This window comes from Herbaspirillum sp. SJZ099, assembly GCF_007828355.1.
GTDB lineage: Bacteria > Pseudomonadota > Gammaproteobacteria > Burkholderiales > Burkholderiaceae_D > Herbaspirillum.
The window spans coordinates 358,800-372,615 of the sequence record NZ_VIUO01000002.1; the positions used below are offsets into that span (position 1 = coordinate 358,800).

Sequence of the window (13,816 nt, forward strand, 5' to 3'; positions counted from 1 at the left end):
CCTTGAACCGCTCGCTACGCCCACTCAACGATTTACGCGGTTTGAAATACTGAAGAAGTACACGTCCGGACCCGCCAAACATCAACGGCAAGCGGCTGAAACCCATAAGGCGGATGCCGTGGCCCGGACGATATGAAACTCTCAACAGAGGAAGTGAATCATCATGCTTGATGCCAATCTCAAGACCCAATTGAAGGCCTACCTGGAAAAGGTCACCCAGCCGATCGAGATCGTCGCATCGCTGGATGATGGCGCCAAATCCCGTGAGATGCAGGAACTCCTGCAGGAAATCGTGCTGCTGTCGGACCGCATCAAGCTGGTCGAGCAACGCGACGCTGCGAACGCACGTACCCCGTCGTTCAAACTGAACCGCCCCGGGACCGATATCAGCATCGAATTTGCTGCGATCCCGATGGGCCACGAATTTACCTCGCTGGTGCTGGCCCTGCTGCAGGTCGGCGGCCACCCGATCAAGCTCGACGACAAGGTGATCGAGCAGATCAAGAACCTGGATGGCGACTACAGCTTCGAGACCTACGTCTCGCTGACTTGCCAGAACTGCCCGGAAGTGGTGCAGGCGCTGAACGTGATGTCCATCATCAATCCGCGCATCCGCTCGGTGACCATCGACGGCGCGCTGTTCCAGGGCGAAGTCGAGCAGCGCCAGATCATGGCCGTGCCGACCGTCTACATGAACGGTGAAGTGTTCGGCCAGGGCCGTACCGGCGTCGAGGAAATCCTCGCCAAACTGGATACCGGCGCCGCCGCCCGCAAGGGCGAGGAGTTGAGCGCCAAGGAACCGTACGACGTGCTGATCGTCGGCGGCGGTCCGGCCGGCGCGGCCGCTGCGATCTACGCGGCGCGCAAGGGCATCCGCACCGGCGTGGTCGCCGAGCGCTTCGGCGGCCAGGTGCTGGATACCTTGGCGATCGAGAACTTCGTCTCCGTCAAGGAAACCGAAGGCCCGCAATTCGCCACCGCGCTGGAGCAGCACGTCAAGGCCTATGACGTCGACATCATGAACGCGCAGCGCGCCGAGCAACTGGTGGCCGGCGACAAGCTGATCGAAGTCAAGCTGGCCAACGGCGGCGTGTTGAAGGGCAAGACCGTGATCCTGTCGACCGGCGCCCGCTGGCGCGAAGTCAACGTGCCGGGCGAGCGCGAATACCGCAACCACGGCGTGGCCTACTGCCCGCACTGCGACGGCCCGCTGTTCAAGGGCAAGCGCGTGTCGGTGATCGGCGGCGGCAACTCCGGCGTGGAAGCGGCGATCGACCTGGCCGGCATCGTCAGCCATGTCACCCTGCTCGAATTCGCGCCGGAACTGAAGGCCGATGCGGTGCTGGTGAAGAAGCTCAAGAGCCTGTCCAACGTGACCATCATTACCTCGGCGCAGACCACCGAGATCACCGGCGACGGCAAGAAGGTCAACGGCATCAGCTACAAGGAGCGCGAAACCGGCGAGATCAGGCACGTGGAGCTGGAAGGCGTGTTCGTGCAGATCGGCCTGGTGCCCAACACCGAATGGCTCAAGGGCACGGTCGCATTGAGCAAACATGGCGAGATCGAGATCGACGCCCGCGGCCAGACTTCGATCCCCGGCGTGTTCGCCGCCGGCGACGTGACCACGGTGCCGTACAAGCAGATCGTGATCGCCGTGGGGGCGGGCGCGACTGCCGCACTGTCGGCCTTCGACCACCTGATCCGCTCCTCGGTGGAAGACGAGGCGCCGGCGGTAAAGAAGGAAGCGATCGTCGCGTAAGCACCAGCCACATCAGGCAGCAAGGAAACGCCATCGGGTAACCGGTGGCGTTTTTGTTTGTATGCGAGCAGGCAACCGTTCGGACTGAGTAGCCGCAAAGCGGCGTATCGAAGCTTCTCCGTCGATACTTTGTCGGTCCAGGCTGGCTTCGATACGCGCCTGCGGCGCTACTCAGCCCGAACGGTGAGATACGGCGGCATGCGAAGAAAGACGCAGGGAGCCGGGGACGTTCAAGCATAGTCGCCAGCCATAAAAAAACGCCATCGGATCCCGATGGCGTTTTCGTTTGAAGCAGGTAGCTGATTACTTGAACATCAGGCGCAGCGAATCCCAGGCGCGCCCCAGGAAACCAGCCGGGCCGACCGATTCCAGCGCGACCACCGGCAATTCCGTCACGGTCTTGTCGTCGATGGTGACCTTCAGGGTGCCGACCTTGGCGTTTTCCGAGATCGGGGCGATCAGCGGGTCGTTGCGATCCAGGTGGGTCTTGACCTTGTCGGCGGTGCCCTTGGGGATGGTGATGTAGACGTCGTTCTTGAAGCCGACCTTGATCTTGCCTTGCGAACCCTTCCATACGTCAGGCGTGTCGACCGGCTGGCCCTTGGCGTACAGCTTTACGGCGTCGAAGTTCTGGAAGCCCCAGTTCAGCAGCTTCTGGCTTTCCTGCGTGCGCACTTGGTCGGACACGGTGCCGATCACCACCGAGATCAGGCGGCGTTCGCCGTTAGGTACCGGGCGGTGGGCCGAGGTGATCAGCGAATAGCCGGCGCTGGAGGTGTGGCCGGTCTTCATGCCGTCGACCGTCGGATCCAGCCACAGCAGGCGGTTGCGGTTGGGCTGGGTAATGTTGTTGTAAGTGAATTTCTTCACCGAGTAATACTTCTTGTAATACTCGGGGAAGTCGTTGATCAGGTTGCGGCACAGGATGGCCAGGTCGCGCGCGGTGGTGTATGTGTCCGGGCTGGGCAGGCCATGCGGGTTGGAGAAGTGGGTATTGGTCAGGCCCTGGCGCTGCGCTTCGCGGTTCATCAGCTGCACGAAGGCATCGTCGGTGCCGGACACGGCTTCGGCCACCGCCACTGCCGCATCGTTGCCCGAGACCGAAATCAGGCCGTACAGCAGGTTCTCGATCGACACCGGCTTGTTCGGTTCGATGAACATCTTGGAGCTGCTCGGATCGACCTTCCAGGCGTTGACCGAGACGCTGACTTCCTGCGGTTCGCTCAGGCGCTTGTCGCGCAGGGCGGCGAAAGCCAGGTAGGCGGTCATCAGCTTGGTCAGCGAGGCCGGTTCGACGCGCGTGTCGGCATCGGCGGAGGCGATCACCTGGTTGGCCGAGGCGTCCAGCAACAGCCAGGACTTGGCGGCCACGGTCGGCGGCGGCAGCGTCTGCGCGGAGGCGGACAGGGCGGAAATCGAAAGGACGGTGGCGGCGAAGGCCGCGAGTATTTTTTTCATCGGTGCCAAAGAGAAAATGCCAGCAGAGGGAAACATCGTTGCTGTAGTTTGAAAAGAAGATGGGTGGGTTCGGTTGCCGCCACGCAGCGAAAGGCCATTGGCCGGAGCCGCATGGCGAACTGCACGCCCGGGATTATAAACGCCGTGCGGCTTCCGTCCCAAGTTGAATGGATCGACTTCCCTGACGACCCCCCTCTCGGAAACCGCGCGCGGCGGCGATTTGCCGCATCGCCGCCGGTGCGCCGAAGCTCAGGGCAACGGCTGCGCCGGACGATGATGCCAGGTTTCGACCACCACGTTCTTGATATGTTGCAGCTTGCGGTGAAAAAAATGATCCGATCCGGGGATCACCACCACCGGCAGCTCCTGCGGACGGGCCCAGTCGAGCACGGCCGACAGTGGAATGGTGTCGTCCTGCTCGCCGTGGATCAGGATGGTGTTGGCCGGCGCCGGCGGCATCGGCCATTTGCCGGCGGCGGTGCCCACCAGCACCAGGCGTTCGGCGGCGCTGGCGGGATCGTCCTGCAGCAGGCGCTGTTGCAGTTGCGCCTGCACGAAGGTGCCGAAGGAAAAGCCGCCGAGCGCCAGCGGCAGGTCCGGATATTGGGCGCGCATGTGCTTGAGCAGCAGCGCCATATCGTCGGTCTCGCCCACGCCGTGGTCGTGCACGCCCTCGGATTTGCCGACGCCGCGGAAATTCATGCGCACGGCCACATAGCCCAGCGCGAGGAAGGTGCGCGCCAGCGTCTGCGCCACCTTGTTGTCCATGGTGCCGCCGAACAGGGGATGCGGGTGGGCCACCAGCGCCAGGCCGGCCGGCGCGGCGAAGGTTTCTGGGTCCGGCAGGTCCAGCGCGCATTCGAGCTGGCCGACGGCGCCGGCAATCATGAAATTCTGGGTATGTGCGTTCATTGCTTTCTTGTCTTGCGGTTCAGATCTTGAGGCGGTCGACAATCTTGCCGCCGACGATATGGCTGTCGATGATCTCGTCGATGTCTTCATTGTCGACGTAGGTATACCAGGTGCCCTGCGGATAGATGACTACCACCGGCCCTTCCTCGCAGCGCTCCAGGCAGCCGGCCTTGTTGATGCGCACTTTGCCTTCTCCCGCCAGGCCCAGTTGCTTGATGCGTTTCTTGGCATGCTCCTGTGCGGCCTGGGCGCCCTTGTCGGCGCAGCAGGTACGCTCGCCGGGCTTGCGCTGGTTGAGGCAGAAGAAGACGTGGTGTTCGTAGAAAGGTTGGTCGCTCATGATGCGGATCGGTCCGTGGTCAGGTGGCGCGTGGGCGCCTGGTCAGCCTTGATGCGCCTGGTGTCGCGGCAAAACCGCCATGATACACCCCGCTCATTTTTGTTTCCGGTGCACCGGGTGGTAGAGGAACCAGATCGCCAGGAACGGCCATAGCACCGACAGGAACTGCGCGGCGCCGTCGAAGTTGAGGAACTTGCCCTGCACCCAGGTCTCCAGCGTGGAGATGTAGTACGGGTTGGCCGGTACCGCATTGGTAAGCGCCAGGCTGATGATCAGCGCCAGCGCGGCCAGTCGCCGTTGCGCCGTGGGCGGGGCGAAGGACAGGCCGGTGACCATCATGGCGCCGATCACGATGCCGCCGGCGGAACTGGCGGAAACCCAGACGAAGGCATTTTGCGGCGCGAAAAACAGCGCGCAGGCCAGCGATTTCACGGCGATGCAGCCGCACAGGTAGAGCATTACCAGCGCGCGGCGCGGCGCTTGCTTGCGCAACAGCAGCAAGAGCAGCAGCGCCGCGCCGGTCAGGCCGCAGGCGGTGACGATGACGTCGGCCAGCCAGTATTGTTCGGCGCTGAGCTGGGCGTTGTTGATCCAGGTGGTGGCCAGGTCGACAGGGGTGTCGAGCAGGTCGGAAAAGAAGGCCGACAGCGGCGGCACCAGGTGGCCCAGCCCGAACAGGTGGTTTTGCGGATAGACCAGCGCCAGCGGCCACAGCCCGGCGACCGCCAGGCCGCGGCTGGCCTCGCCGGAGAACCAGCGCCGCCGCATGGCAAGCAAGCGGCTCTCGCGCAGGAAATAGCGGCTGCAAGCCGCGCCCAGCAAAGCCCCGACGAATACGCCGGCGGCATTGGTGAGCAGGTCGAGATTGGAGGGGATGCGCGTAGGCAAGTAAGTCTGCACCGCTTCCATGCAGGCCGACAGCAATACGCCGGCGGCCGTGGCCGGCCAGATCGCCCACGCCGGCGCGATGCGCGGGTGCATGGCCAGCACCAGCAGCATGCCCAGCGGAGCGTAGCCGGCGATGTTGGTCCAGATGTCGAAACCGGTCCAGTAATACGGCAGGCGCGACCACAGGTAATCGAACGGCCCCAGGCCCATGTCGCGCCAGCCCGAGAATGGATACCAGCTGGCATAGACGATCAGCAGCGTGTACACCAAGAGACTCACGCGCGCGAAGGACGAGGCGGCGGGGGCAATGGGGGTGTTGGGAGGCGGCTTGCCGGATGGCGCCGGTGTCGTATTGGGCTTGGCTTCCATGGGCCAGAGGGTAACCGATTTTACCGGCCGCCACAGCCGCGTGCGTGGCTCTTTACATGGAATGGAGGTGTTGCGCGGCGGGCCTCCTGCGCGCCGCAGGCGGCGCTTTGTGGCCGTCTGCCGTTACAATGCGGCCTATGAACAAGACTTCCCATTTGCCGGCCGCGGCCTTGCCTGAACCCGCCTTCCGCGAGCGCGGCGACGGCGGGATGCTGGTTCAGGGCGAACGCGTCGCCAAGCTGCTGGCCGGTTCCGATAACGCCAACGTCAAGGACATCGTCGTCGAGGCCGTGGCGCAGACCGGGTCGACCAATGCCGACCTGATGCAGCGCCTGCCGACCCTGGCGCTGCCGGTGCTGCGCGTGGCCGACTGCCAGAGCGCCGGCCGTGGCCGCGCCGGCCGTGCGTGGCGCACCGCGCCGGAGACTTCGCTGACCTTTTCGCTGGCCTGGCGTTTCGAGCGGCCATTGCACGCGCTGCTGGGATTGCCGTTGGCGGTGGGCGTGGCGCTGGCCGAAGCGCTCCAGGTGCTGGGCGTGCAGGCGCAACTGAAGTGGCCCAACGATGTGCTGCGCGATGGCGCCAAGCTGGCCGGGGTGCTGATCGAGACCGCCGCCGATGGCGGCGCCGGCCAGGCCACCTGGGCGGTCATCGGCATCGGCCTGAACCTGGGAGTGCCGCCCGATCTGGAATTCGAACTGGGACGCGCCATCGGCGCTGCGCCTGAACTGCAAAAGCAGCCGCGCGAGACGGTGCTGGCCATCATCACCAGCGCGCTGGCCGATGTGCTGGTGGAGTTCGAACGGTACGGTTTCGGCGCTTTCATCGCGCGTTGGCAAGCATTCCATTCGTATGCCGGGCAGCCGGTGAAAATAATCGATAACGGCCGTATTGTGCAGGAGGGTATCGCCGCCGGCGTGGATGTGATGGGGCGCTTCCTGATCGATACCGGCGCCGGCCAGGCGGCGGTGCTGGCGGGCGATGTGTCGTTGCGTTTGCAGGAACAGGCATCGTGAGCATGCTGCTGATCGACGCCGGCAATACCCGGATCAAATGGGCGGTTCCGGCCGAAGGGGGCGCCAGCCGCTGGTTGCGCCAAGGCACGGTGGCGCGCGGCGAGGCCGCGTCGCTGGCGGCCGCATGGCGGCAACAGGGGCTGGCGGTGGAGCGCGTATGCGTATCCAATGTCGCAGGGCCGGCCTTGCGCGAGACGCTGGACGAGGTATTGGCGCAGGCCTTCGGCGCCGATGTCGCGATCGAATGGTTCGCCTCGGTGCCGCAGCGCGCCGGACTGCGCAATGGCTACCGCAATCCCGGCCAGCTCGGTTGCGACCGCTTTGCCGCGGCCATCGGGGCGCGCGCTTTGTTTCCCGGGCAGGAGCTGGTGGTCGCGACTTGCGGCACGGCAACCACGATCGATGCCGTGAGCGCGGAAGGGGTGTTCATCGGCGGCATGATCCTGCCGGGGCTGGGCACGATGGCCACTTCATTGGCATTGTCGACCGCGCAGTTGCCGCAGATCGAATCCATTTCGCCGCTGGCGCAGCCATTTGCCGACAACACGGTGGATGCCATCGTATCCGGCTGTATCGCAGCCCAGGCCGGCGCCATCGCGCATGCGCTGGATGAGCGCCGCCGCCAGGCGCCGCCGGGGCGCGCCTTGCGCTGCGTGCTGTCCGGCGGCGCCGGCGCGGCGCTGGTTGCGCATTTGAGGTTGGGCGATACGCCACTGGAAAAGGTGGATAATCTGGTCTTGGCCGGCCTGCATGCGGCCATGGTCTACAGCGGCTGAACGGCCGGCTGTCTCACTGGACAAGGCAAAGGAAGACGGAAGCGCGGATGAAGCTGAAATTGCTTTTTTGGCTACTGCTGATCGGCAACGGCATCCTGTTCGGATTGCAGCACGGCTATCTGGGCGCCACCGCTTCCGAGCGCCGCGAACCGCAGCGCCTGGCCGAACAATTGCACCCGGAGTTGCTGTCGATCCTGCCGCCCAACAGCCAGAAGCTGGTGCCGCAAGTTCGCACGCAAGATGCGCCAGCCCAGCCTGCCGCCGCCGCACCTGAGCCGGCATCCGGCGTCGCGCCTGCCGCAGCGCCACCGTCGCCTGCGGCGCCCCAGCGGACCGCGGCGGCCGTCGCGCCGTCCTGCACCGAGGTCGGCAATTTCAGTGCCGCCGATGCGCGCCGCTTTTCCTCGCAACTGGCCAGCCTCAACCTGGGCGAGAAGGTGGTCCAGAAGCTGACGCAGGACGTCACCAGCCATATGGTCTACATCCCGTCGCAGGATGGTCGCGACGGCGCCGAGCGCCGTACGGCCGAACTGCGCCGCCTGGGCATCGGCGACTTTTATGTGATCCCCGAGAGTTCTCCCAATCCGGCGCTGCGCTACGGCATCTCGCTGGGCATCTTCCGTACCGAGGAGGCGGCCAAGGCGTATATCGGCCAGTTGATTGGGCGGGGCGTGCGCAGCGCGCGCATCATCGCCCGCCGCTCCGGCGCCGGCAAGCAGGTGTTCCAGCTGCACGACCTGAGCCCGGATGCGCGCGCCGCGCTCGACCAGATCAAGGGCGCCTTCCCGGACCAGGAAATCCGCGCCTGCTCGGCCTGAGCGTTCCGCGGCCGGTACGTTGCCATTAACGCACAGCCACGCACAGCCGCGCGAACGGATCGTTCTTTCCATGTAAAATCCCGTACCCAAGAACCCACCCCCACCCACAGGACACCGCCATGACCACCGACCTGACCAATGTTGCGCCACAGATCAAAGCCGAAATCCTGGCTGAGGCGCTGCCTTACATCCGCAAATTCCACGGCAAGACCATCGTCGTCAAATATGGCGGCAATGCGATGACCGAGGAAAGCCTGAAGCACGGTTTCGCGCGCGATGTGATCCTGCTGAAGCTGGTCGGCATGAACCCGGTGGTGGTGCATGGCGGCGGCCCGCAGATCGATGCCGCGCTGAAGAAGATCGGCAAGCAGGGAACCTTCGTGCAGGGTATGCGCATCACCGACGAAGAGACCATGGAAGTGGTGGAATGGGTGCTGGGCGGTGAAGTGCAGCAGGATATCGTGATGCTGATCAACCACTACGGCGGCCAGGCGGTGGGCCTGACCGGCAAGGACGGCGGCCTGATCCGCGCGCGCCGCATGCAGATGCCGGACAAGGAGAAGCCGGGCCAGTTCCTCGACATCGGTTTTGTGGGCGAGATCGAGGCGATCAATCCGGCGGTGGTCAAGGCGCTGCAGGATGACGCTTTCATCCCCATCATCTCGCCGATCGGCTTCGGCGACGACGGCCAGGCCTACAACATCAACGCCGACGTGGTGGCCGGCAAGATCGCCGAGATCCTGCATGCCGAGAAACTGATCATGATGACCAACATCGCCGGCGTGCAGGACAAGGCGGGCAACCTGCTGACCGACCTGTCGGCGCGCGAGATTGACGAAATGTTCGCCGACGGCACCATCTCCGGCGGCATGCTGCCGAAGATTTCCTCGGCGCTGGACGCGGCCAAGTCGGGCGTGAATACCGTGCACATCATCGATGGCCGCATCGAGCACTCGCTGCTGCTGGAAGTGCTGACCGAACAGGCTTTCGGCACGATGATCCGTTCGCACTAACCGGAACGCACAGGCGCTGGCGGCGGCCGGCGCCAGCGTGCATGCCATGGCAATGGTTGCGGGAATGAAAAAGGATGAGCTTGCTCATCCTTTTTCGTTTTTTGGTTTTCCGGTTCGCGGGTTTGAGGCCAAACCGTTCAGTAAATCTGTTCTACCTTGAGCCTTTTTTCTTTCAGCAGGGCGGGCACGCTGCGCGGGCCGACCAGGTGCAGGATGCCGATGGCGGCCACCGCCTTGTCGTGCCCGGTCAGCAGCGCGGCGATGCCGTCGGCCAGATCCGGATTGCGCTCGTCCAGCAGCACCTGGCGGGTGAAGGCGCTGGCGAAGGATCGGTCTTGCTCCATTTCCTGCAATGCATTTTCGAATCCCTGGCTGTCCGCATGGCGCCAGGCGCCGACCAGTTCAGCCAGCTTGCGGGTCGTGTCGGCGTCATCCATCTCATCGAGCGTGTCGCCCAGGAATTGCGCCTGGTGCGCGGCATCGAGCCGGGCGAAGATCGACATCTGCCGTTCGGCGCTTTCCAGTTCCACCACCGTTGCGCCATGCGCGCGGGCGGCGCCGGCCAGGTAGCTGTCTACCGCCAGTTCGGGGTGATAGCCGCTGCTGGCGTATTCCTGTACGGTCAGCGCCATGGCCAGCATCCATGGCCGCAAGCCTTGCATCTGTTGCGCGGGCAACTGGTAGCGCTTGAGCGCGGCCATCGTGCGTTGGGCCAGCGCCGGGTCGAGATGATCTTCGAAGCGCTGGCCGGACGGGTAGATGCCGTATTTTTGCACCGCTGCCTGCAAGGCGCCGGCGTTTTGCGGATCCAGTTCCAGCGCCAGGACGGGGGCTTCGCCCAACGCCTGCGCGATGCGCCGCTCCAGCGGATAGAAGTCGCTGGCGCCGACGTGGATGGTGCCGAACAGGTGCAGCGTGTGGCGGCCGTCGGAAACCCGGTAGAGCGCGCCGCGGTTGGGCGGCTCCTGGCCGGCCGCAGCCGCGGGCGCGGCGCCATGCGCCTGCGGCAGATAAAAACAGGACAGCAAAGCCAATGTCACTATAATCAGTCGTCCCGCAAAGCCTTTCACTGCTTGCCTTTCTTTTCTTGCATCGATATCGCCGCGACCCGGTACGGGGCGCGGATGGTTTGATTTATGGCGCCCAATACTACACCGCTCTGGCTGTTCGATCTCGACAATACCCTGCACAACGCGTCACACGCGATCTTCCCCGCCATCAACGCCAACATGAACCGGTACATGACGCGCGTGCTGGAGCAGGCCGGTCATCCGTGCGACGAGGCGGCAGTCAACCATCTGCGCCGCCATTACTGGAAACTGTATGGCGCGACGCTGCTGGGAATGGTGCGCCACCATGACGTGCGTCTGGAAGATTTCCTGCACGAAGCCCATTTGTTCGATGATTTGCCGGGGATGGTGCGTGCCGAACGCGGCATCGGGCGTTGGCTGCAGCAGCTTCCGGGGCGCAAGATCCTGTTGACCAACGCGCCGCGCCGCTATTCCCGCGAGTTGCTGCGCCATCTGGGGTTGCACCGGCATTTCTCGCGCCATATCTCGATCGAGTCCATGCACGTGCACCGCCAGCTGCGTCCCAAGCCGTCGCGCCTGATGCTGCGCAAGCTGCTGGCGCGCGAGAAGATCAGTCCGCGCCGCTGCATCCTGGTGGAAGACACGGTGGACAACCTGAAGGCCGCCCGCGAGCTGGGCGTGCGTACCGCCTGGGTGACCCAGTATCTGATCGGGAATGCGATGCAGGGGCATCTGGCGGCGCAGCGCGTGCGCAGCCGCCTTCCTTCTTATGTCGACGTCAAGGTGAGTTCGGTGCGGCAGTTGCCGCGGCGGCTGGCCAGGCTGGGGGCTGCGCGTTCGCGGCGCTGAGTGATGGGACGGGGATTTTGCGTGGCTGCAGGACTTAGTCCGCGCAGTCCGCGCACCAGCCTTTGATGGTCAGTTCCACTTCGTGGCTTTGGAAGCCCTTGCCCAGCGTCTTGCGCAGGGCCGATTGCAGTTGCGCGGCGGTGGAGCGGTGCTTGTCGGCGTCCGGCAGCACGGTGGCCAGGAAGTCGGTGCCGTCGCTGGCGTCCAGGCAGAATACGCGCGCGCAGCGCGTGCACTTGAAATGCCCGTGCTGGTGCTGTTTGCCGTGCGAGTGATCGTGCAGGCCGTGTTCCGGATGGTCGGCGCCGGCGCTGTAACGGAAGATGCGGTCGTCGCTGGAGATCTTGTGCGCCAGGCCGGCTTCGGTCAGGCAATCCAGCGCGCGGTACAGGGTGACGCGATCCATGCCGGCGAAGCGATCCTGGATATCCTGGTGCGAGGCCGCGCTGCGGGTTTCCAGCAATGCGCCCAATACGTTCACGCGCGCCTGCGTCACGCGCACGCCCGCCTCGCGCAGCTGCGCCTGGGCCAGCGCGGCCATGGAGTCGGCTTGGGCGCTGTGGCTGCTGGCTGGAATAGCGGCGGGTTTGGCTTTCATGGGCGGCATCAACATGGTGATTCAGCCTCTATTCTAGCCGATGCATGACGGGGTTTCCTGTCGCCTTGCAGCAGGAATCGATGGGGCCTATTTGGGGCCGTTCTTCTTGGCGCGCGGATGCGCCTGGTCGTAGACCTGGGCCAGGCGCTGGAAGTCGAGCGCGGTATAAACCTGGGTGGCGGTGATGGAGGCGTGGCCCAGCATTTCCTGCACCGCGCGCAGGTCGCCGGAGCTTTGCAGTACGTGGGAGGCGAAGGAGTGGCGCAGCATGTGCGGATGCACATCGCTGGCCATGCCCAGCGCCTGGGCGTGGGTTTTCAGGCGCAATTGGGTGACGCGGGCGGACATGCGCGTGCCGCGTTCGGTCAGGAACAGCGCATGCCGGTCGGGCCCGGCATCCGCTTTCACCAGCGATGCGCGGATCGGCAGCCAGTCGGCGATGGCTTGCCGGGCGGCTTGCCCCACCGGCACCTTGCGCTTTTTGTCGCCCTTGCCGGTGACGGTGACCTCGGCATTCTCCAGGTCGATCCAGCCGGCTGACTCATAAGCGCCTTCCCGGGTATCGGTGATGTCGATCGTCCCCAGTTCTGACACGCGCAGGCCGCTGGAGTACAGCAGCTCAAACATGGCGCGGTTGCATGCGGCCATGGTGGAAGAAGGATCCTTGCCCGGATTGCCCTGCGACACCAGCCGGATGGCATCGTCGGCGGCCAGCGCCTTGGGCAGCGGCTTGCTTTTCTTGGGCGGCTTTACGCCATCCACCGGATTGGCCTTCAATTCGACTTCCATCGACAGCCAGGCGAAAAAACCGCGCCATGCCGATAATTTGCGCGAGATCGAGCGCGCGTTCAGGCCGCGCGCGTGCAGTTGCGCCGCGCATTTGCGGATCTGGAATTGGCTGATTTTGCGGAAATCAAGGGCGCCATCGCCGCTGGCCGGATTGGCCGCCGTGGACAGCAGGCCGAGCAGTTCCTGCAGGTCGCGGCCATAGTTTTCCGTGGTATGGGCGGACAGTTTGCGCTGGGTGCGCAGCGTGGAGAGGTATTGCTGAATCAGCGAGTGCGGGGCGGTATCCATCGGCGCTCATTTCTTAGAACCTGTTCAGGTTCTCAGGCTGTGCCACGCTGCCCGGACGCGGCGAAATAAGGCGGAGGCGGATAAAGGCTGTACGGGCGGCCCGTTTTCAGCGCAGCAGGCAGGCCAGTGCCGCGCTGGCGGTTTCGCCGATGCGGGTGAGGAAGTCGGTGCCCATCTCCGCGGTGAAGCGATTGGGGTCGCCCGAGCCCAGCACCAGCAGGCCGAACGAGTCCGGCGAGGCGCCGCCGCGCAGCGGCAGGATCGCGACCGATTTGACCGAGGCGGCGTCTTCCAGCCATGAGGCGGCTTCGAAGTCCTTGTTGGGGCCGCAAAATGGCGCAGAGAGGCCGTTGGCGAAAATCCGCGCATCTTCCGACACCGACTGCGTGAACCATTGCGCGGCATGCGTTTCGGGCAGATTCCACAGGCGCAGGGTAACTTGCGGCACATGGAAGATTTCTTTCAACTGATCGGCCAGCGTGTGCGGCAGGTCGGTCTCATTGCGCGCCAGCAGCAGGGCGCGCGTCCATGCCTGGAACTTGTTGGTGATTTCGTCGTTTTCCTGGGCGATGCGCATCAGGTCGGCCATGTGCAGCTCCTGCACCTTGATCTTTTCGCGCAGGATTTCCATCTGGCGTTCCTGCAGGGAAACGGCGCGGCCCATGACCGGGCTGGTCAATTTGATTCTCGACAGCAACTCTGCATGCTCTTCGAAGAAGCCAGGGTGATCAAGCAGGTATTCGGCAATCAGATCGGAGTCCAGTTGGGTGGTCATCGCTAGTGTGTTCGTATGTGTGTCACGGCAGTGTTGTCAGGCGGGATCATGTTTTCTCCATGCCGCCAGGCAATGCCAAGAGTATCGCGAGATTATCCTCGCTATCGGAAAGGCTGACAATCGCTGAGAGCGCT

The 13,816-nt window shown here is 64.4% G+C and carries 14 protein-coding genes; 6 read left to right on the forward strand and 8 right to left on the reverse strand.

Features of this window, described 5'->3' with window-relative positions; translation table 11 throughout:
- Nucleotides 1–163: 163 nt before the first annotated feature.
- Nucleotides 164–1,762, forward strand: a complete 1,599-nt coding sequence (gene ahpF / locus FB597_RS06680; RefSeq protein ID WP_141913856.1) for an alkyl hydroperoxide reductase subunit F — start codon at nt 164–166, stop codon at nt 1,760–1,762.
- A gap of 303 nt (nt 1,763–2,065) precedes the next feature.
- Here the strand turns inward: ahpF and FB597_RS06685 are convergent, their stop codons facing one another.
- The 4 genes from FB597_RS06685 to FB597_RS06700 all read right to left on the reverse strand — a co-directional run bounded on the left by FB597_RS06685 (nt 2,066) and on the right by FB597_RS06700 (nt 5,729).
- Nucleotides 2,066–3,220 carry a D-alanyl-D-alanine carboxypeptidase family protein gene (locus FB597_RS06685; protein WP_141913855.1) on the reverse strand — a complete coding sequence of 385 codons (1,155 nt, stop codon included), beginning with the start codon at nt 3,218–3,220 and terminating at the stop codon, nt 2,066–2,068.
- Nucleotides 3,221–3,469: 249 nt separating this feature from the next.
- Complete coding sequence (locus tag FB597_RS06690) at nt 3,470–4,132, reverse strand: alpha/beta hydrolase (RefSeq protein WP_144768755.1); 663 nt, start codon at nt 4,130–4,132, stop codon at nt 3,470–3,472.
- Between the two features lie 19 nt (nt 4,133–4,151).
- A complete protein-coding gene (locus FB597_RS06695; protein WP_144768757.1) occupies nt 4,152–4,472 on the reverse strand; it encodes a ferredoxin in 321 nt (106 codons plus the stop codon).
- 93 nt (nt 4,473–4,565) lie between these two features.
- Nucleotides 4,566–5,729, reverse strand: coding sequence for a VanZ family protein (locus tag FB597_RS06700; RefSeq protein ID WP_144768759.1), 1,164 nt, complete (start codon nt 5,727–5,729; stop codon nt 4,566–4,568).
- 209 nt (nt 5,730–5,938) lie between these two features.
- On the opposite strand from FB597_RS06700, the gene FB597_RS06705 reads away from it, so the two are divergent.
- The 4 genes from FB597_RS06705 (at nt 5,939) to argB (ending at nt 9,352) form a co-directional block, all read left to right on the forward strand.
- On the forward strand, nt 5,939–6,745 hold the full coding sequence (locus FB597_RS06705) for a biotin--[acetyl-CoA-carboxylase] ligase (protein ID WP_144769024.1): 807 nt from the start codon (nt 5,939–5,941) through the stop codon (nt 6,743–6,745).
- A 2-nt stretch (nt 6,746–6,747) separates the two neighbouring features.
- A complete protein-coding gene (locus FB597_RS06710; protein WP_144769026.1) occupies nt 6,748–7,521 on the forward strand; it encodes a type III pantothenate kinase in 774 nt (257 codons plus the stop codon).
- A 47-nt stretch (nt 7,522–7,568) separates the two neighbouring features.
- Nucleotides 7,569–8,339 (forward strand): hypothetical protein, encoded by a 771-nt coding sequence (locus FB597_RS06715; RefSeq protein ID WP_144768761.1) that lies wholly within the window; start codon nt 7,569–7,571, stop codon nt 8,337–8,339.
- A gap of 119 nt (nt 8,340–8,458) precedes the next feature.
- Nucleotides 8,459–9,352 carry an acetylglutamate kinase gene (gene argB / locus FB597_RS06720; protein ID WP_050467787.1) on the forward strand — a complete coding sequence of 298 codons (894 nt, stop codon included), beginning with the start codon at nt 8,459–8,461 and terminating at the stop codon, nt 9,350–9,352.
- Between the two features lie 137 nt (nt 9,353–9,489).
- On the opposite strand, the gene FB597_RS06725 is transcribed toward argB, so the two are convergent.
- On the reverse strand, nt 9,490–10,392 hold the full coding sequence (locus tag FB597_RS06725) for a TraB/GumN family protein (RefSeq protein ID WP_255517094.1): 903 nt from the start codon (nt 10,390–10,392) through the stop codon (nt 9,490–9,492).
- A 96-nt stretch (nt 10,393–10,488) separates the two neighbouring features.
- Here FB597_RS06725 and FB597_RS06730 point away from each other — a divergent pair, with 96 nt between their 5' ends.
- Entirely contained in the window at nt 10,489–11,232 is a 744-nt protein-coding gene (locus FB597_RS06730) for a pyrimidine 5'-nucleotidase (protein ID WP_144768765.1), read from the forward strand.
- A 34-nt stretch (nt 11,233–11,266) separates the two neighbouring features.
- Here FB597_RS06730 and FB597_RS06735 read toward each other — a convergent pair whose 3' ends face one another.
- The 3 genes from FB597_RS06735 to FB597_RS06745 form a co-directional block, all read right to left on the reverse strand.
- A complete protein-coding gene (locus FB597_RS06735) occupies nt 11,267–11,839 on the reverse strand; it encodes a Fur family transcriptional regulator (RefSeq protein ID WP_141914213.1) in 573 nt (190 codons plus the stop codon).
- Between the two features lie 78 nt (nt 11,840–11,917).
- Nucleotides 11,918–12,907: a tyrosine recombinase XerC gene (locus FB597_RS06740; protein WP_144768767.1), complete on the reverse strand. Its 990-nt coding sequence runs from the start codon at nt 12,905–12,907 to the stop codon at nt 11,918–11,920.
- A 106-nt stretch (nt 12,908–13,013) separates the two neighbouring features.
- Nucleotides 13,014–13,682, reverse strand: coding sequence for a DUF484 family protein (locus FB597_RS06745; RefSeq protein WP_141913847.1), 669 nt, complete (start codon nt 13,680–13,682; stop codon nt 13,014–13,016).
- Nucleotides 13,683–13,816 lie beyond the last annotated feature (134 nt).